This is a genomic window from candidate division WOR-3 bacterium (assembly GCA_026418155.1).
Classification (GTDB): Bacteria; Hydrothermota; Tepidihabitantia; order Tepidihabitantales; family CAIPLT01; genus JAOABV01.
Genome location: JAOABV010000028.1, coordinates 283 through 21,033, shown reverse-complemented (window position 1 = coordinate 21,033; position 20,751 = coordinate 283). Strand labels below are relative to the sequence as shown.

Below are 20,751 nucleotides of genomic sequence, written 5' to 3'. Positions count from 1 at the left end.
CAAAGGCATCGGGCATAAAGAATTTAAGTATAGCAAAGAACTCAATTGCCAAATTCCAAAAGAGTGGGAAGTGGTAAAATTAGGAGAAATATCTATAGTTGATACCGGAGGATATGCACCTCAAGGTGAGAAATATTTTAAAAACGGTAGGTATCCATTTGTTAGAGTACAACATTTAGAAAACGCTACAGTTTTTGTAGAAAAGTGGGATTTAATAAATGAGGAAGCAATTAAAGAGTATAACTTAAAATTATTCCCAAAGGGAACAATAATTTTCCCTAAAAGTGGTGCATCAATAAATTTAGAAAAAAGAGCTATGCTTTATGTAGATTCATATCTTGTAAGTCATCTCTGTGCAATAATACCCAATGATAAAATTATAGATACTAAATTCTTATTTTATTTTTTACGAAAAATAAAATTTGCTAAAAGTTCCGCAGGTACTACTTTACCTTACTTGAATATTAAAAATATAGTAAAATTTCTAATTCCTCTTCCGCCTTTTCCGGAGCAGCAGAAAATTGCTGAGATTCTTTCAACGGTTGATGAATTATTGAATTTGGAACAAAAGCGAAAGGAAAAATTGGAGCGAATTAAAAAGGGATTGATGAATGATTTGCTCACAGGAAGAAAAAGAGTTTACTTCTGAAGAAGTGCTTTTATAGCATAAATGCTTAAAGAAAAAGTTTTAATTGAAGATTACATCGTCAATAAATTAAAAGAAAAAAATTGGCAATTTGTTAAAGCGGATGATTTGGAACGGGAAAGTTATGATGAACCGCTTTTAATTCCCAACCTTGTCCGGGCTATTAAAAGAATCAATTATAATATCCAAATTGGTGACGAAGAAATCAGACAAGTTCTTAATGAGTTGAAGTTAAAAGGCACGGCGGTTGAAGGAATAAAAACTCTTCTTAATTATTATAAGTTCGGTGTTCCAGTAAAACTGGCAAAAGAACGAATTGTTGTCCAACTTCAACTTTTTGACTATGAAAATATTAAAAACAATGAGTATATTGTCAGTCGTCAGGTTTATTATAAGTCAAGTGCAAATATAATCAGAGTTGATGTTGTTTTATATGTTAATGGTATTCCCTTAGTAAATATTGAATGTAAAGACCCGTCCAAACTTTCTCAAAGTTGGGCTGATGCTTATAATCAGATTAAAGCTTACGAAAGAGAAGTTCCGGAACTTTATAAATATGTTCAAATTGGTGTTGCTGTGGCAGAAGTTGCCAGATATTTTCCGATTGTTCCTTGGCAGAGAGAGGTTATTATTGATGAGTGGAAGGAGGAATTGAAAGATTCGGTTGATGCCACAGTTGAAATGTTGTCTCAGAATACTTTGCTTGATATGGTTAAGAATTTTATTTTCGTTAAGGAACAGTTTGGCGAATCTACGAAAGTTATTGCTCGGTATATGCAATATCGTGCTGTGAATAAGATTTATGAAAGGGTAATTAGAAATTTAGAAGGTAAGGAAGATAAAAATAAAGGGTTGATATGGCATTGGCAGGGTTCAGGAAAAACCTTAGAGATGATTTTTGCCGCAAATAAACTTTTCTATGACAAAAAACTGGAAAATCCAACTATCTTTTTTATTGTTGACCGCGATGATTTGCAAGACCAGTTATATAAAGACTTTTGCTCATTGGACATTGCTAAACCAGAAAAACCGCTTGCTTCAATTAAAGAATTAAAAGAAGTAATAACTCATAATGATTATCAAGGTAAACGGGGCATTTTCTTTACCCTGATTCATAAATTTCGGCCTGAAGAGTTAAAAATTTTACAAGATGAAATATCGAAAAGGAAGATGACAATTAGTGAACGGAAAAATGTTGTTGCGTTTATTGATGAAGGCCATCGCAGTCAATATGGCATACTTTCTGCTCAGATGCGTAGTATCTTAAAATCAGCGTTCTTTTTTGGTTTTACCGGGACACCGATTTCCAAAAGAGCCCAAGACACTTATCGTGAGTTTTCTTATTTACCAGAAGAAAAGTATCTTGACCGCTATTTTATTGTGGATTCGATTCTTGACGGGTTTACAGTTAAAATCGCATATCAACCACGATTAGACGAGGTGCATTTGGAGAAAGATAAACTTGAAGCATTTTTAGAAAGTGAATTTGAAGATTTAGACGATGGATTGAGAGAAGAAGTGCAAAAAGAAATTAAAGAAAAACTGGATAGTATCAGAATTATTTTAGAAGACCCCTATCGGATTGATAAAAAAGCCCAAGATATTGCCACACACTTTACCAATAAAGTGAAAGGTAAATTTAAGGCAATGGTGGTTGCGGCTTCAAGAAAAGCCTGTGTGCTTTATAAACGGGCATTAGATAAATTGTTGCCCAAGGAATACTCTGAAGTGGTAATGACATTTCTTGCTGAAGAAAAAGATGATGTTATAAAGGAATATTTAACTGAATTGAGGAATCGGCCAAAGTTTAGAGGTAAAGATTTAGATAAGATTAGAGAAGAAATCAGAGAGGATTTTAGGAATGAAGAGTTTCCCCAGATTCTTATTGTTACTGATATGCTAATTACCGGGTTTAATGCTCCAATTTTACAAACGATGTATCTTGATAAGCCACTAAAAGAACATCGCTTGCTTCAAGCAATTGCTCGGACAAATCGGCCTTATAAGGATATTAAAGAAGCCGGCCTAATCATTGATTATATTGGCGTGTTAAAGGAGTTGAAAAAGGCATTTGTGATGTATAGTGAAGAAGATATTAAGGGCGCGCTTTATGACTTAGATGAGTTAAAGCAAGAGTTTGAGTCCTTGGTTGTTAAGATGTTGGCATTGTTAAAAGGAGTGAGGAAAGAGGTTACGCGTGAAACATTACTGAATGCAATTGAAGTTATAACGAGCGATGAACATATTGAAAAAGAATTTGTCCGACGCTATCGAAAATTGCGCCGATTGTTTGAATTGCTCGGTTCAACCGAGATTAAAATTGGCCGATATAAAGATTACGAATGGATTTCGGTTATTTACAATACCTATGTTAAAACTGTCGCTAAGATTGATGATAAAATATATGTTCAGAAATATTTTGATAGGACAATGGATGTAGTTCACGATGCAATCAAAGTTGAATATGGCGAAGTATTACCAATAATTGTTTTTGATGAAAATTATCTAAAATCATTAGAAGCAGAAGTTAAAAACACACAAGAAAAAGCCGCTAATATTCTATTTACTCTTAATCGCTTGGTTTTAGTTGACCGCCACCGAAATCCGATTTACGAATCATTAGTCGGCAAAGTGGAAAGACTTGTCCAGTTATGGCGGGAAAAGACAAAGGATTATGAAGAGATTTATAAACAAGGCGTGTTAGCAATTAACGAAATAAACCGACTTAATCAAAGACAACGAATACTCGGTTTTTCGGATTTTGAATATGCGATGCTGCTTACTTTAGAAGCGAAACTTGGAACAAGACCAGAATTTATCGATGATGTTAAAAAGTTGGCTAAAATTGTTGGGAGTCGCGCTTATACTGGATGGACTTATCAAATAACTGCCAGAAAAGAAATTGAGCGAGAGGTCCGAAGATTTGTTAGAAAGTATCGGAAGCAATATGGTATTACACTATCTGATATTGATGAAATTAATGAGAAATTAATTGAATATATTAAAACTTATGGTGGATAATTATCAAATTTTTTTTCGGAAAATTAAATATCCGCGTTTAGAATTTAGAACTGGTAAGTTGCATTTGATTTTACCTTTCGGCGTAGACTCTGAGTCAGTTTTGAATAAACATAGAATTTGGATAAAAAAGAAACAGATTTTTATTGAGAATACACTACTCTCCGCCAAGAATAAAAAACTTGTTAAGCGAAATGAGATTCAATTTAAGAATATAGTTTACGATTTAGTTGGAACAAATTCCCAATACCTTAAGGTCAAGGTTAATAAAATTTTCTTTAGGAAAATGCGCACAAAATGGGCAAGTTTAAGTTCAAACAGAAATATGACAATTAATATGTTGATGAGGTATTTACCTAAATACCTTATTAATTATATAATAACTCATGAACTTACTCATATCGTTGAAAAAAGACATAGTGAAAAGTTTTGGAACATAATATCAAAAAGATTTGCCAACTATTGCGGTTTAGAAAAAGAACTGTTTGAATTCTGGTTTTTAATCCAAAAGATAAATTCTTAATGGGTTAGAATAAAGAAAAGATTTCTTAACTATGATTTTTTGAATCCGAATAGCGTGGTTTCCTGATTGACTGGGTGATTAATAAGGCATTAGGTTTAGGGAATGGTTACATAAATGGCAGGGTTTTTCGGACGGGCTTACATTTTAATCTTGCCACCTTGATTTATACCTAAAGACTCAGCAAAATTTCTGCCTACCGAGACATAATAAAAGGCGCTTTAATAGACGCAAAAATAGACTTTTTATTCCACTTAAAAACAGGTATCTTGGGCTATGGAGGGCACTATACCCTTATCTTAATAAATTTTGTGCTAAAATCTATGGGAATTAATCTAACATCTTCAAAATCAATGCGTTTTTAAGTCATATTGTTAAGACAACTTTGCCAAAGGTGGGAAACTTTTAAGGTTACATTTTAAGAGTTATAAAATGTTTTGGTTTTTTGTCTTTTAATAAATTAACGAAAATTTAGAGCAGGTTTTTTGTGATTTAATGTTTTGGGTTTTGATTTATATGATTCTCAGGCTTTTAGTTTTTTTATATGGTGTTTTAGAAATATTGACGAAAGTGGGAATTTGGTTTATTATCTTTCTTATGAACTTAAAATCAGACAAGATAAAGCCTCAGCGAAACTTTATTTTTTCAATAATCTCAATAGAAATAAAAGGAGAAAAATATGCTTGATAAGTTAAAAACAATTTTAGCCAAAATTGATGCGGATTATGCTGATGTCCGATATGAGATAAAAAAAGAGACGGTAATTGTCTTTAATGGCAAAGAACTCTCCCAACTTAGTTCTAATGCGACCGACGGTTATGTAGTTCGAGCGCTCAAAGACGGTGGTTTGGCAACCGCAGTTTTTACGAAATTTGAAGATGCAGATAAGATTGCGAAGATTGTAGTGGAAAATGCGAAATTAATTGGTAAACAAAGACCTAAGCCGGTCATTCTGGCAAAGACTGAAGTCATTAAAGATAGTTTTACGCCAAACTTAAAAGAAGACCCGCGTCAAGTGTCAATGGAAGAAAAACTGGAGATCACCCGCAAAGCCAATAATGTTGCTTTAAGTCATAAAGAGATTGCGACCACAAATATTGCTTACCGAGAAACGATTCGTGAGAAAACTTTTGTCTCTTCCGAAGGTTCAGAAATCCGAGAAGATTTGATTACTTTATCTTTGGCTGGTGAGATTATTGCTAAAGATGGTAGTTTGGTGCAGAATGTGCGAGTAGCAACTGGTGGTAGTGATGGGTTTCACTCGATTCGTAATCCAGAAGCACTTTTTGAAGAACGCACCCAAATTGCCATTGATTTACTTAAAGCCGAACCGGTTAAAGCTGGAGTCTATAATTGTATCTTAAATCCCAGTATGGCGGGTGTTTTTACCCATGAGGCGTTCGGCCATTTTTCGGAAGCGGATATTATTGAAAATTTACCAGCGATGCGCGAAAAGATGAAATTGGGCAGTAAATTAGGTAGTGATGTTTTGAATATTGTGGATGATGCCACTTTACCGAATCAATTGGGATTTTATAAGTATGATGATGAGGGGGTAAAAGTAAGAAGAACTCAATTGATGAAAAATGGTGTTTTGGTTGGTCGGCTTCATTCCCGACGCACTGCAGCCGAATTTAATGAACCTCTTTCCGGCCATTGTGTGGCAGAGGATTATCGCTTTGCGCCAATTATCCGAATGGGCACAATCTTTATTGAACCAGCAGATAAGACCTTAGAGGAACTTTTTGAACTATTAGGAAATGGCTTATATATTCTTGATGCTAAAGGCGGTCAAACTGCCGGTGAGAATTTTACTTTTGGCGCTCAATATGGTTATATAATTAAAAATGGCAAGAAGACCACTATGATTCGCGATATTAATATCTCCGGTAATTTGTATAAAACCTTATTGGGTATTACCGCAATTGGCAATGATTTGGTTTTAACCAAAAGAGGCGGTTGTGGTAAAGGACAATTGAATATCCGTTCTTGTCATGGGGCACCACATATTATTGCCCAAGGTTTGGTCTTAGGAGGTGTGTAATGGAAAAACTCTTATCTATGGCGAAAAAAGTTTGTGACCAAGTTGAGATTTATAGTTTAGATAATAAGCAGAATGTTGTCTCTTTTGAAGATGCCAAACTCCACGAGATTGATACTAAATTCCAATCTGGAGTTAGTCTCCGAATTATTAAAAACGGAAAACTGGGTTTTGCTTATACTCGGAATCTAATTAATCAAGAAGAATTATTACAGAATGCCCTCAATTCCTTAAAAGGTGGCGTGGGTGCGGAGTATGAATTTCCTTTAACTCAAGATTTACCTCAATTAAATACCTATGATGCCAGTATCGAAAATATTAGTAGTAATCAGATGGTTGAGGAGTGTCACCGTATCTGCGAGGCTTTAAAGAAAACGAACGGCGAAATTTCTGCAACCGCCTATACTTTTACAGAAAAAATTCGAATTTTGAATGATAAAGGAACTGATGTGACCACGCAGTCAAGTTATTTTGGTGTTTATGCTTCAGTATCTTATCCAGGCACAGCGGCTGGTATTGGTAGAGTCTTTGCTGATAAAAAGTTCTGTCAGATGCCAGATAATCTGCTCAATGAAATAATTGAATTCTACAATCAGTCAACTAAAGAGACAAAGACTACAAGCGGTAAGATGAAAGTGTTGTTTATGCCGAATGTGATGTATGCGTTAAATTGGCGGATAAATAGCGGAACCAGTGGTAAAAGTGTCTACGAGAAAATTTCACCGATTGCTAATAAAATTGGCGAGAAAATCTTTTCCGAAAAGATAACAATCTACGATGACCCGTTAGATGATAAATATCCTGGCGCAAGAGCATTTGATGATGAAGGCGTTGCGGTTAAAAAGATGATGGTTGTCGAAAACGGGACGCTTAAATCATTTTATTGCGATTTGAACTATGCCAAGAAACTCAACATGAAACCAACCGGTCATGGTTATCGGTCAGGCCAATGGGAAAGTGATACCATAACCTTAAAGCCAACTCCGACACTGGCTTATATGCGCTATCAGATAGGTAATAAGTCAATCAAAGATATGATAAAATCAATTGACCGCGGAATTATTGTTGAAGGTGCCTTAGGAGCACACAGTGGTAATATTCCCAATGGCGATTTTTCTATTGGGGCTAATCCGGCATTATATGTTGAGAAAGGCGAAATCGTCGGACAACTAAAGGATGTGATGGTTGCCGGTAATATTTACGAGGTGTTGAAGAATGTGATTGATGTAAGCAATGCTGTATATTTCAGTTATGCCGGATTGATGCCCGCAATCCTGTTGGATAATGTGTCAGTTGCGACTAAAGGATAAATAGTTGTTATTCAGTTAAGACAAATTGGACCGAGTTGACTTTATTGTTGCTTATTAATTTACCAATATAAACTCCAGAAGATAATTGTTGATTGTTTAATCCTTTCTTGTTCCATTCAACTGAATAGTATCCTGGATTCTGGAAGTTTTTTTCAAATGAATAAACTAATCTACCGATTATATCATAAATTGCTAAAGATGTCATCCCAGGTTCAGTTAGCCGATATTCAATTTTTATCTTTCCGTTTTTAAGTGAGATGACACGTAACTGCTCATTTTCGATAATCTTATTTTGTGATTGGTTAACACTGGTTAAGGGTTCACCACAGGAAAAGACGATAACCGGAATATCTGTTGTCGGAATACTCAGAGCATTTATAATTGCAGTTCGTTCGGTTATATTTAAAGGAACAGTTAAATAGCCGTTAATTCTGAGTGCTTGGGCTTGCATTAATAACTGAAAGCCGACAAAACCGGCTTCCTGCATTGGACCATAACTAAGAGTATCGCCAACACAGATAACAAAATATACTGGCGCCGTAGACGGAATTCTTGAACTTGCGGCTCTAAGAAGGCCGCGTCGGTCCTCAGCGGTTATTAATTCGAGACGATGGTCAGCAGTGGAGAGTCCTGTTCCTGGTGGTCGACGATTATGATAGCGAAAGACACCAACATCACGCACAATATATATTTTCCGTGTTAAGTAATAGGCTGCAACCGCACTCGGAACTGTAAGGCCACGACGATTGTTAATTGTCATATGAGGTGTTACGCCATAACCAGCCCAAGCCAATTGAGAAATATTTTGTAAAGAAAGCGATGAGGCACTGAAAACCGAATCCTGATTATATGAAGATAAAATTATTTCAAAAGTATCAGCGCGATTGGTTCGTGGTAAGGGTAGTGACGAGTCCGAAGAAATTGCGAGGCAAGTTGTATCTAAAGCGGGCACTGAACTGTATCGACCGAATACATTAACACATTTAATCGGATGCAGGGGATTCCAATTGTTATTAGCATAGTCGGCAGCGTATTTCATCGGACAAGTTGCCACATTGGAATCTCGGAAAGCAGTCCCAGCCAGTAAACCAGATTGAATGATAAATCCGGTTTCTTCATGCCGTTCCGTCGCAACGCCAATTTCAAACGCAGAATTAGGCGAATAGCGATGATTGCCGGCAAGATGTAGAACTAAACAATGATTTGTTGAATCATATTTATAAACATTGGCTGGGGTAGCAACATAAATCTCACGGTAACTACCTAACCGAGGTGCTTTGTTCATTGACCATAAAATATTAGAAAGTATCTGACGAGATAAAGAACTGGTAAAACCAGAATGGACAGAATATCGGCTATTGGAAAGGATTTCAAACGATTTATTTTTAATAATTGGCGCCGGTAAGGTTTCAACTTGTGCGAATAATAATTGGACAAATAAAACTAAAAGATAAATAGGCATTAAAGAGCGTCGCATAATACAGAATTATAGACCTATTTTTAGGAAAATCAAGATTATCCGAAGTATTTTCGAATCCGAGATATGCATTACTATTGATTTTTTATCCTTAATCGGTTATTATAGCGCTATGAATATTTGTATTTTAGGTGCTGGATTGCAAGGCAGAATTGTTGCTTGGGATTTAGCCCAAATGGGCCACAAAGTGACACTTGTTGATGTAAACCGAGAAAATCTGCGTAAGACTGGACAGAAGAGAAATATCTCAGTAAAACTTTTTGATGTTACCAAACGCGAAGCATTAATGCAACTTATGCAGGATTTTGAGGTCGTAGTTGGTGCATTACCGGCTTCTCTCGGATACTATGCAATGCAATGCGCCGTTAGATCCGGGATTGATATAGTTGATATGTCGTATTCAGAAGAGAATCCGTTGGAACTTGATAAGCAGGCGAAAAAGAAAAAGGTCAAGATTGTGCCAGATGCTGGTTTTGCTCCAGGACTTTCTAATATCTTAATTGGTGAAGCCTATCGAGAATTAGGCGGAATCGACAGTTTCAGAATATTAGTTGGCGGGATTCCGCAAAATCCGATTCTGCCATTAAATTATAAGTTCACCTGGTCGCCGAGCGATTTAGTTGCTGAATACACCCGACCTGCCCGAATCGTTAATAATTATAAAATAGTTAAAGTTGAAGCCTTAACCGGAATTGAACAATTTTCGATTCCTAAAATTGGTCAGTTGGAATGTTTTTATACTGATGGACTTCGCAGTTTACTGCATACTTTTAAGGATATAAAAAATATGGAAGAAAAGACAATTCGCTATGCAGGTCATTCAGAAATTATGAGAGAGTTGCTTAAATTCGGATTTTGTCCATCAGAACCTAATCCTTTTACTAATAGCAAAATTAAGCCTAAAACTTATGTTCTTGAGTTTTTACAAACGGAATTGAATAAAGGCGATGATTGGGATTTAACGATTCTGTTAATTGATATTAAAAGTAAAAATAAAAGCCGAAGGTATTATTGTCTTGATTACTACGATAAGCAATACCAGATAACATCAATGGCACGGATGACCGCTTATACTTGTTCAATTATCACTCAATGCATCAAAGACTACCCAGCGTGTGGGGTAATCGCACCGGAGTTTTTAGGAATGAATAAGAAAATTAGCGATTTTATTAAATCGGAGTTGAAAAAGAGAAGGATTATAATAAATCAAAGCGATTATTAATTTTAATCTAAGGAAAATTATTGTTGACAAGTGAGCAAATAGTTCTATACTAAATACTATGTTTGGGAAAAAGAATCTTTTAGGTGAATCTGGCAGTAAACATTTGGACCGTTTAGATTCATTTATTGGAAAGGGCACCAATTTTAAGGGTGACTTGGCAGTTTCAGGCTCAGCCAAAATTGACGGACAAATCGAGGGTGATATTAGGGTTTCAGAAATGGTTCTCACTGGACCAGAATCCTTTATTAAGGGCACAATCAATTGTAAGGATGCGGTTATTGGTGGAAGAGTTGAAGGTAATATTAATGCCCAAGGTAGTGTCGAATTACAGGCTGGAGCAACCGTATTAGGTGATATCATCTGTACCAATTTGATTATTGCTAAAGATTGCTTTTTTGAAGGTAAATGCCAAATGAGTGGCAAAGAGACGCGAAAGGATTAATTATGAGCACTGGACTTAAAGGCAAAAGAGTAATAATTACTGGAGCCGGCTCAGGCATTGGTAAAGCAATTGCCCGAAAATTTGCTGAAGCCGGTTCGTTTATCGCAGTCTGTGATATTAATGGCGAAGCAGCACAACTAACCGCTAAAGAAATAGAAATTATTGGTGCTAAAGCAGTTGCCTATCAGGTGGATGTGGGAAGTTTTGAAGAGGTCGAACAGACCGTAGATAAAATCGCCCAAGCGCTGGGTGCAATTGAGATTCTGATTAATAATGCCGGAATTACTAAGGATTGTCTGTTATTAAGAATGAAAGAGATTGATTTTGATAGTGTGATTCGGGTAAATCTTAAGGGCACTTTTAATTTCACCCGAGCCTGCGTCAAATATCTCTTAAAGGCAAAATGGGGAAGAATCATAAACATTTCGTCAGTAATTGGTGAAATGGGTAATATTGGACAATCAAATTATGCTGCAGCCAAAGCCGGTATCATCGGATTTACTAAATCGATTGCCAAGGAGTTAGCCAGTCGGAATATTACGGTTAATGCGATTGCCCCAGGTTTTATTAAGACGCCGATGACCGAAAAGTTACCGGAAAATGTGATTCAGGAATACTTAAAACTGATACCGGTAGGTAGAGAAGGGACACCAGATGATGTTGCCAATGTCTGTCTGTTTTTGGCTTCAGAAGACACTTCTTATATTACGGGACAAGTGATTCGAGTTGACGGCGGAATGCTAATGGGATAAGAAAAACAGATAAAAGAGTTAATCTGGCCGGCAAGAGATTAAAGGAGCGAACTAATGATGAGAAAAGTTTTGCTTGACAAGATAGTTTTTTGATATATACTGAAGGTCTGTTAACTTGATTAATGTTATTTCTTATTCTCAAGGTACGGAAGATTTATGAACTTAATTAATATTATCCTTTTCTATAAGAAACGGGCAAAGTTTTTTAATCTTTCGATTCCGGTATATGTGTTTTATCTCATTGCCGGATTTTTAGTATTGCTTGTGCCTCTGACAATCTATTTTGTAATTGCGACATCTCATTATGCCTATACTCATCGAAAGGTTCAAACTTTGAATCGAGAGAATCAATTGCTAAAAACGGAAATTGCCACAGTCCGAACACAATTAGAAACCCTTAGCCTTAAATTACAAGCATTAGCCGAACTTGATGCCCAAATTCGGATTGCGGCGAATTTAGAATTGTTGCCGAAAGATGTGCGGAAAATGGGTTATGGTGGTAGTAATGAAGGTGATATTATTGCAGAAGTTGATAACTTAATTGAACGGGCAAGACAACAAGAGAAAAGTTTCCAACAATTGAAATCTTATCTCCAACAGCAAAGTGCCTTATTGCGACACACGCCGTCAATTTGGCCTGTAGCCGGTTGGCTATCAAGTGGTTTTGGTTATCGCAAGTCTCCCTGGTCAGGTAAATCAGAATTTCATGAAGGTATTGATATTGTTGCACCTGCAGGCACACCGATTTTAGCCACTGCTGATGGACGAGTCCAAAGTGCGGGATATAAGCCAGGCTGGGGAAGGTATGTTGAAATTGACCACGGATTCGGCTATGTGACATTCTACGGACATTGTCAGTCAATAAGAGTTAGAACCGGCCAAAAAGTTAATCGGGGAGATACGATTGCTACTGTCGGAAGAAGTGGCTCAGCAACCGGCAATCATCTTCATTACGGTATAAAAGTTGCCGGGAGTTGGGTTAATCCCTTAAATTATATATTGACTGAATCCGCCAGTCGTTAAAATTATTCAACCTACTGATTTACATCTCTCAAAAAATTATAGTTTGATTAAGGAGGCAGTATGAAAGATATTAGATTAGAACGCTGGGCAGATGTATTGGTCAATTATTCGCTCAAAATCAAAAAGGGCGATTTGTTTCAAATCATCTCAACCCATTTGGCAAACCCCTTAATTTATGAGGTATATCGAACCGCCCTAAAAAAAGGCGCACACCCTTATGTAAAATATATTGGCGAGGGCTTAAATGAAATATTCTTAAAAGAAGCCAGTGAAGAGCAACTGGCGTATATTTCAGAAGTAGAGAAATTTGAAATTGAACAGATTCAAGCCTACTTATATATCATTACTGAGTTCAACCGCAAATCCCTTTCCAATTATGACCCTAAACGATTGAGTCTAAGGCGAAAAGCAACCGGCTATCTACTTGAAAGAAGACTGGAACGGGCTCACCAAGGACTGATGCGATGGTCTTTAACTGCTTATCCAGATAATGCTCAAGCCCAGGATGCAGAAATGTCTTTAGATGAGTTTAGCGAATTTATCTTTTCTGCCGGATTTCTCAATCATAAAGACCCGATTAAAAAATGGCAGGAGTTAGCACAAGAACAGAAAAGAATCATTAAGATTTTAAGTAAAGTAAAAAAACTCAGAATTAAAAGTGAAGATACTGATTTGTCATTTTCCGTCCAAGGCCGAAAATGGATTAGTTGTGAAGGCAAAGAGAATTTTCCAGATGGCGAAATCTTTACCACGCCCATCGAAGATTCAGTTGAAGGCGTAATTAAATTTTCATTTCCTTGTGTCTATATGGGCCGTGAGGTTAATGATGTTTACTTACGATTCAAACAAGGCGAGGTAATTGAAGTCAAAGCATCAAAAGGCGAAGATTATCTCTTGTCGATGATAAAAATGGATGCCGGAGCAAAAAGAGTTGGTGAGTTCTCTTTCGGAACCAATTACGGTATAACCCGATTTATTAAAAACACTTTGTTTGATGAAAAAATTGGAGGCACAATCCATCTTGCTTTAGGTTCATCCTATCCTGAAACCGGCGGCAAAAATAAATCCAGTCTGCATTGGGATATGGTCTGTGATTTAAGAAAACAAGGCGAAGTCTTTGCGGATAATAGTTTAATCTATAAAAAAGGTAAATTCGTTATCTGAAAACTAAATATAAATTCGTTATCTGAAAACTAAATATTAATCAGAAATGCTCAATAGTGAAGCGTAAAAAATATCCAGTCTATAGAATGATTTACGGTAGATTCTTCAAGTGCTTTGTTCTTCAGAATAGTAGGCTATATTCTGGTTGTCATTTTGAGTTTACCAAAGCATAAAAATGTGTTTTTGAACATACCTATTTTGGGTGAGGAATCTCAAAAAGTAGCATTTTTCGACACGGAGAATTTTTCGTCGCCTTGATTTTCAAAATAAAAGATATTTTCCATTCGTCACGCTGAATGCGATTTTAGGGATTACTTATCTGTGATTACACTTGCCCGTTTTGAGTGTAATGAAGTATCTTAACATAATGTTTTCTTCGACATTTGGGGTGTTTCTGTTATTATCTTCTGAATGATAAGAGGGAACTCGAAAAAAAAGACAATTCCGTTAAACTTGAAAAAAAGACAATTCCGTTAATAGACGCACTTAATCATTGAATATTTTTCTGTATCAAGGTTAAATTCATAGTACTTTTTCATAAGTATCGATAAGCCGGTTCTTGTCATACTTGACTCTTGTTAATAAATAGCATTTGCTTATTTTATGTGACATCGATTTTTTATTACCTGGCATTTTGGTTTTGATTCAGGAGTTCGTTCTGATTTGATTTTAGATTATCTTTTATATTTGATTTTGGATTGTTTTTTATACAACATTATAACTTTGCTTTTTTATAAATATAGCAGTTACAGAATTCCGGTTTAATTTTAGGTTGTCTTTTATACAATAGCATAATCTTACTCATTAAATAATACGGCAGTAACAGAATTCGCCCAAATCTGATTTTAGAGCGCCCTTTATACAATATCACAACTTCGTTCTTTTAATAATACGATAGTGAGGAATTCGTACTGATTTGATTTTAGAATTTCTTTCCTATCCTTTCAGAAATAACTTATGAGATAAGAAAGAACAGTTTCTACAATCTATTGGCAAATCAGAGGTCCTTTGTTTATAAAAATAAAAATTTTAAGACATTTTGATATCTATCAGACACTAACCAGTATGCGATCTTCTATACCGATTATAGATTAAGTCAAAATTAGCATAAATCTAACAAATGGTCAGATTAGGGTTAGCCCCACCCTAGCCCTCTTTTATAGAGTTTTTTCAAAATCAAAATATTGATTTTTTTAATATCTTTTAGATATATTGCAGGAAGCGTCTTACAAGCATAATAGTGGTTGACCAAAATGCTTATGAAAATATAAAAAGGATTATGGTTTCATACTATTGGATATTATCCGCTAAAAGTCAGATGGAAGTTCCAAGTAAGTAAATCATTATCGGAATGAAAATGGACCAAATTAGGAAATAGAAAAGGATGTTGATAAGAAAGAAACCAAACCCATTAGTCTGAAAAGAAGATAGATGTTTGGTATTTAGTGAAAAATTATTTTCCAGATATTAGTGTTTTGGTGGTTTTACAATGTTTATTTAGTCTCTATTTCATATAACCATTATGATTAAATCTCATTTTAACTGTATAGTATCTCTTGGACACATAGCAAATTAGCATTGACTTTTGAAAAATTTTATTTATTTTATTATTAATTATGAGATTTGCGTATAGTGATTGGCTAAAAGCAATTATCTTGAGTCAAGGAGTTAGTATATGCGAAAGAGTATAACATTAGTGATATTAACGATTGGTTTTCTCTTTGCGGAAAATCTGGCACCAATAACGCCGGATTCAATTTTAACTCAACTTTTTGGTGACACCGTGGCACCTATTGATTTTACAGTTCAAACTACTGACCCGGATAAGGATAAAATCGCATATCAATTCGATTGGGGTGACGGCAATTTTTCGGCTTGGAGTGAATTTACTCATTCTGGTTATGTTTATTCTGAAAAGTATCAATATAAAAGCATCGGTACATTTTATGTTCGGGTTCGGGTTAAAGACGAAAAAGGTAATATCAGCGACTGGTCCAGTTCCCAGGTTCTGACAATAGTTCCTAATTTACTAAAATGGCAATTTTCGCAAAAATCTGGCTCCTATTCTGCAATTGCGATTGGACCAACAAAAGAAATATATTTTACTTGTGAAGATGGTTCACTTTATGCAATAAATCCAGATGGCAGTCCCAAATGGAAATTTTCCGCAGTTTTCGCAATCTATTCATCACCGGCAGTTGATAAAAATGGCATCTACATCACCTCAACAGACGGCAGATTATACGCAATTGATTTTGAGGGCAAAGAACGCTGGCAATTTAAGGCGGGAAATTCTATTTATTCATCACCCGCAATTGGTAAAGGTGGCACGGTCTATTTTGGCTGTGATGATGGTAAGGTTTATGCAGTATCTTCTACCGGAAAGTTGTTGTGGACTTATCAGACCGGTGACGAAATTGCTGGTTCTCCGGTTATCGATGCGGATGGCACAATCTATGTCGCCTCGGATGCCATTTATGCCTTGACGCCAAAAGGTAAAATTAAATGGACCTTTAAGCCACCTGAAGAAAATGAAGCCTACTTCTTTGGTTCACCCAGCATTGGTAATGACGATGCAATTTATGTGGGAGGAACGGACGGGGCATTATATGCGGTTACCAAAGAAGGCAGATTAAAGTGGATTGCACCAACACCCGATGAGGATGCCATCCGTGGACCAGTGGCAATTGGAAATAACGGCATTATCTATTTTGGAGCAGAAGATGGGCTTTTATATAAAAAAGAAGTTTATGGCGAAGTGTTGCCGGTATTTGAGACAGACTACTATCTTTTCTCAGGACCAGCCATTGATTCTTTGGGGAATATTTATTTTGTCTCCGATGACGGCTATTTCTACGTCATAAATCAAAAAGGCAAACTACTTTTTAAATGGATGATTGCTGATGATAGTAAAGAAATGATGTATAGTCCGTCACCGGTTATTGATAATGATGGAACCGTTTATGTTGGTTCGTGGCAAGGAAAACTCTACGCATTTAATGGTTTTGCACCGCCAGCCAAGAGTGCTTGGCCGCTTATCCGATATAATCAACAAAACACCGGCCGCAAGGACAAGTGAAACCTTCTAAAATATTCCCGCACGCATCACGCTTAAATAGAATTCCACCTTACCTTTTCGCGGCTTTAGACCGATTAAAAGCAGAATACATCTTAAAGGGTGAATATAAAATTATTGATTTGGGCGAAGGAAATCCATTGTTCTTTCCTGAAAAGAGAATTATTGCTGAATTGGTAAAGGCATTAGATAAGTTAGAGAATCACCGTTATCCTACTTATGCTGGCTCAATTGAAACTCGGAAAGCAGTTGCTGATTGGTATCAACGTCGATTTAATGTGAAACTTGACCCGGAAACTGAAGTAGTCATCGTCTTAGGAACTAAGGAAGGCATTGCCCATCTTTTTTGGGCATTAATCGATAAGGGAGATATTGCTTATATTCCTTCTCCGTCTTATCCGGTTTACCTTAATCAAACTTTACTTGCCGGTGGCGAGCCGATAGTATTGCCACTTAGAGAAGAGAATGATTTTTTACCGGACCTGAGTAAAATCAAAGCAAACAAAAAAGCAAAACTCTTAGTGTTAAATTATCCCAATAATCCAACAACCGCAGTTGCGCCGATTTCATTTTATCAGGATGTAGTAAATAAAGCGTTACAATATGGTTTTTATTGCTTTAACGATAATGTCTATTCTGAGCTGTATTACGAGACACCACCGCATAGTATTTTAGAAGTTCCAGGCGCAAAGGAATGTTGTATTGAGTTTCATTCGTTATCAAAAACTTTTAGTATATGTGGTTGGCGGATCGGTTTCGCTGTGGGTAATAAAGAGATCTTAAAAGCGCTTTTGAAGGTTAAACAGAATGTTGATTCTGGACCGTTTGGTGCGATTCAAGAAGCCGCAATCTTTGCTTTAAATAATACCGAAAAATTTGCCGCATACACTCGAAAAGCATATCAGAAACGATTGTCACTTTTTGCCCAAGGACTTCAAACCTTGGGTTGGAATACGAAAATGCCTAAAGCGACATTTTACCTGTGGACAAAAATTCCCTATTCAAAATATAAAAACGACTCTCAAGGATTCGCTGGGTATCTTTTACAAAAGACTGGGATTCTGGTTGCTCCGGGCATAGGCTTTGGCGACTATGGTGAAGGATATATCCGATTTGCACTAATCCAACCATTGGGAAAAATAAAGACCGCGCTGAACCGACTCCAACAATTAAAAAGATAACCGGTCGCCTTGTTAAAATATAGATGTCAAATTGGTAGTAGCGATTAGAATTCAAAATGAAAAAATCAATATGTAAAAAGACAAATCAAAATATAAAAAACATCTTGCTCTCCTGAATTTTGATATTCAGGATTTGATTCTATAAATGGAAATCATTGTTCAGAAATTTGGCGGTAGTGTGATTAAAGACTTAGCCGCAATTGAAAAGGTGGCGGAAATTGTCGTTGAGCATAAGACCCGTAATCAGACAGTAGTTGTCGTCGTTTCGGCAATGGGCGATACCACAGATAAATTATTAAATTTAGCCCGAAAGATAAACCCCTATCCGGAGGGCAGAGAAATCGATATGTTATTAACCAGCGGTGAACGAATAACAATGGCGCTACTTTCCTTAGCTCTCTGGCGTCGAGGTGTTGAGGCAATCTCTTTTACTGGTTCACAAGTGGGTATCATAACCGATGCCCAACATACTGATGCTCGAATAATTGAAATCAAAGGTAATCGTTTATATGAAGCCTTAAAACAAAACAAAATTCCAATCATTGCAGGCTTTCAAGGCGTAAGTTTTAATAAAGAAATTACGACTTTAGGACGAGGTGGTTCTGATGTCACGGCGGTCGCCATTGCGGCATTTCTTAAAGCCAAAAGATGTGAGTTGTATAAAGATGTGTTAGGAGTGTTCACGGAAAATCCCAAATTGTTTCCTTCAGTAAAACATATCTCCCAATTGTCTTATCAGGAAATGTCAGAATTGACAACAGCCGGTGCGGAGATTCTCCATCCGCGTGCGTGCGCTTTAGCCTTAAAATATAAAGTGCCTTTGGTAATTAAATCATTAAGAAGGGATTATGCAACAATGATAAATAGCAATAATTTAATTCAAAAAAATACAGAGAAAGCATTTGTGCGGGCAATTTCCCATAATACAAATTTGTGTCGATTGTCATTAGTAGCAGTTCCGCAACTTCCGAAATGTTTGCATCAAGTGATTGTGCGATTAGCCGAAGCCAAAATTCCGTTATTGTTTTTTGCGCACGGTGTGCCTTATCATAAAAAATTTGACCTTTCATTTATAGTTACTCGCGAGAATTATCAACGAGCAAAAGCAGTTTTAGAAACTGCTAAGAATTTAGTCCAAGCCGAAAAATTGGTCGAAGCCCAAAACCTCGCTTCAATTTCTCTAATTGGTCCAGGAATTGGAAGCGATGTCGAAATCTTTTCTGAGTTATTCGAGACATTGCATAAACTTAAAATTCATACGGATGCTTTCACAAGTTCAGAAATGAAAATAACTTGTTTTTTACATAACACACAAGTTAAAAAAGCAGTTCGAGCATTACTTAAGCGCTTTGATTTAGTAACTAAAAACAAATGAACCAAAAGATACCGCAACAAAAACTGCTGAAGTTATAAGTCTGAAACAAAAGTTATGAGTCTGAGAGAAGTTGTAAATTTGAAAGAGAAGTTATATGTCTGAAAGAGAAGATATGAGTTTGAAAGAAAAGTTATATGTCTGAGAGAAAAATTATAAGTCTGAAAGAGAAGATATAGGTATGGAAGAAGAGAAAAAAATAAACTCAGACCACCTGCTGCCCTTGTCCAACAATGACCAACCAATCGCACAAGATTTGGATAAACCTACAGATATTTTTGCAACTCAACAGTCAAATATAATAAGACAACAATCTGGTGATGGTGCCAGCAGTGTGAATCAGCCAGAAACAACTCCGACATTAAAAAATATTGTTGAAGCCTTGCTTTTTGCTGCGGATAGTCCATTAACTCTAAGTAAACTTATCGAAATCACTAACCGAAATGCAGAAGATATTATGAGTGTAATTGAAGAATTAAATCAAGAATATGAAGCAAGCAAGCGAACCTTTCGTATTGAAAAAGTGGCACAAGGTTTTCAACTTTATACCCTTCCGCAGTATAGTATCTGGGTGCGAGCACTATACAAAGTTAGTCACCAACGGCTCTCGCGAGCAGCCTTAGAGACCTTATCGATTATTGTTTATAACCAACCAGTTACCCGACCCGAGATTGAGAAGATACGAGGCGTTGATTGTACCGGACCAATCGTAACGCTTTTAGAACGAAAATTAATTCGTATATGTGGTAGAGCCAAAAAACCAGGCGCACCTTTTCTCTATGGCACAAGTAAAGAGTTTTTGCGATACTTCGGATTGCAATCTTTAGACGACTTACCACGCAAAGAAGAATTAGAAGAGTTCTTGCAAAGACGCAACGAAGAATAACAATCCAGAAAAATTTTATTATCGGAGAAGAACAGTAAGGCAAATTTTTATGACAACAACTAACAACCATATTCCTTTTGGATTAATTGTGTGGGGGATTATAACCCAAGATATAAGTTTAATTTCGACTACAGAAAAGATATTGTATCACAATTACGGAGAAATTGTGATAAGAAGTCCGATTATACCTTTTGACTTTACAGATTATTATGAAAAAGAAATGGGTAAAAATCTTCAAAGGTGTTGGATAGTAACAAAGAAGTTCATAAGCGTTGAACGCTTAGTGGAAATAAAAAAATATGCGGAGCAGATAGAGAAAAAATTCCTTACTGAAGAAAATAAAAGACGAATTAATATCGACCCAGGTATTTTAACCTTACAGAATTTTATTCTTACGACACACAAAAACTATGGGCATCGAATTTATCTCAAAGAAGGTGTCTTTGCGGAAGTAACTTTAATTTATCGACAGCATAGTTATCAGCCATTAGAATGGACCTATCCTGATTATCGAAAAGCAATTGAGTTCTTTAACGAATGTCGTAAATTATTGCGACAACTCCAAACTTAAACACAAGACGATTTTGAGATTAAAAATTAATTCAAAGGTCAGTGCAGTAG

At 36.2% G+C, this 20,751-nt stretch carries 16 protein-coding genes; 15 read left to right on the top strand and 1 reads right to left on the bottom strand.

Annotated elements, in window-relative coordinates:
• From N2201_04695 to N2201_04675, 5 genes are all read left to right on the top strand, one after another.
• On the top strand, positions 1–649 hold a 649-nt coding region (locus N2201_04695; protein ID MCX7785510.1), incomplete at its 5' end, for a restriction endonuclease subunit S.
• 21 nt (positions 650–670) lie between these two features.
• Entirely contained in the window at positions 671–3,667 is a 2,997-nt protein-coding gene (locus N2201_04690; protein MCX7785509.1) for an HsdR family type I site-specific deoxyribonuclease, read from the top strand.
• A gap of 100 nt (positions 3,668–3,767) precedes the next feature.
• Positions 3,768–4,187, top strand: a complete 420-nt coding sequence (locus N2201_04685; GenBank protein ID MCX7785508.1) for a M48 family metallopeptidase — start codon at positions 3,768–3,770, stop codon at positions 4,185–4,187.
• 676 nt (positions 4,188–4,863) lie between these two features.
• Entirely contained in the window at positions 4,864–6,228 is a 1,365-nt protein-coding gene (locus N2201_04680) for a TldD/PmbA family protein (GenBank protein ID MCX7785507.1), read from the top strand.
• Complete coding sequence (locus tag N2201_04675; protein ID MCX7785506.1) at positions 6,228–7,535, top strand: TldD/PmbA family protein; 1,308 nt, start codon at positions 6,228–6,230, stop codon at positions 7,533–7,535. The genes N2201_04680 and N2201_04675 overlap by 1 nt, the downstream gene beginning before the upstream one ends.
• Positions 7,536–7,542: 7 nt before the next feature.
• Here N2201_04675 and N2201_04670 read toward each other — a convergent pair whose 3' ends face one another.
• Entirely contained in the window at positions 7,543–9,012 is a 1,470-nt protein-coding gene (locus N2201_04670; GenBank protein ID MCX7785505.1) for a T9SS type A sorting domain-containing protein, read from the bottom strand.
• Between the two features lie 112 nt (positions 9,013–9,124).
• Between N2201_04670 and N2201_04665 the strand changes: the two genes are divergently transcribed.
• The 10 genes from N2201_04665 (at position 9,125) to N2201_04620 (ending at position 20,701) form a co-directional block, all read left to right on the top strand.
• On the top strand, positions 9,125–10,234 hold the full coding sequence (locus N2201_04665; protein MCX7785504.1) for a saccharopine dehydrogenase NADP-binding domain-containing protein: 1,110 nt from the start codon (positions 9,125–9,127) through the stop codon (positions 10,232–10,234).
• A 58-nt stretch (positions 10,235–10,292) separates the two neighbouring features.
• The gene (locus N2201_04660) at positions 10,293–10,676 is read left to right on the top strand and encodes a polymer-forming cytoskeletal protein (GenBank protein MCX7785503.1); all 384 of its coding nucleotides are present in this window, start codon (positions 10,293–10,295) and stop codon (positions 10,674–10,676) included.
• On the top strand, positions 10,640–11,428 hold the full coding sequence (gene fabG, locus N2201_04655) for a 3-oxoacyl-[acyl-carrier-protein] reductase (GenBank protein ID MCX7785502.1): 789 nt from the start codon (positions 10,640–10,642) through the stop codon (positions 11,426–11,428). Before N2201_04660 ends, fabG begins: the two co-directional genes overlap by 37 nt.
• Before the next feature lie 156 nt (positions 11,429–11,584).
• Positions 11,585–12,451 (top strand): peptidoglycan DD-metalloendopeptidase family protein, encoded by an 867-nt coding sequence (locus N2201_04650; GenBank protein MCX7785501.1) that lies wholly within the window; start codon positions 11,585–11,587, stop codon positions 12,449–12,451.
• A 60-nt stretch (positions 12,452–12,511) separates the two neighbouring features.
• On the top strand, positions 12,512–13,615 hold the full coding sequence (locus N2201_04645) for an aminopeptidase (GenBank protein ID MCX7785500.1): 1,104 nt from the start codon (positions 12,512–12,514) through the stop codon (positions 13,613–13,615).
• A gap of 1,675 nt (positions 13,616–15,290) precedes the next feature.
• Entirely contained in the window at positions 15,291–16,694 is a 1,404-nt protein-coding gene (locus N2201_04640) for a PQQ-binding-like beta-propeller repeat protein (protein ID MCX7785499.1), read from the top strand.
• Complete coding sequence (locus tag N2201_04635; GenBank protein ID MCX7785498.1) at positions 16,691–17,872, top strand: aminotransferase class I/II-fold pyridoxal phosphate-dependent enzyme; 1,182 nt, start codon at positions 16,691–16,693, stop codon at positions 17,870–17,872. Before N2201_04640 ends, N2201_04635 begins: the two co-directional genes overlap by 4 nt.
• A 145-nt stretch (positions 17,873–18,017) precedes the next feature.
• Complete coding sequence (locus tag N2201_04630) at positions 18,018–19,247, top strand: aspartate kinase (protein ID MCX7785497.1); 1,230 nt, start codon at positions 18,018–18,020, stop codon at positions 19,245–19,247.
• A 178-nt stretch (positions 19,248–19,425) separates the two neighbouring features.
• A complete protein-coding gene (gene scpB / locus N2201_04625; GenBank protein ID MCX7785496.1) occupies positions 19,426–20,130 on the top strand; it encodes an SMC-Scp complex subunit ScpB in 705 nt (234 codons plus the stop codon).
• 49 nt (positions 20,131–20,179) lie between these two features.
• A complete protein-coding gene (locus N2201_04620; GenBank protein ID MCX7785495.1) occupies positions 20,180–20,701 on the top strand; it encodes a DUF4416 family protein in 522 nt (173 codons plus the stop codon).
• The last annotated feature ends 50 nt before the right edge of the window (positions 20,702–20,751 follow it).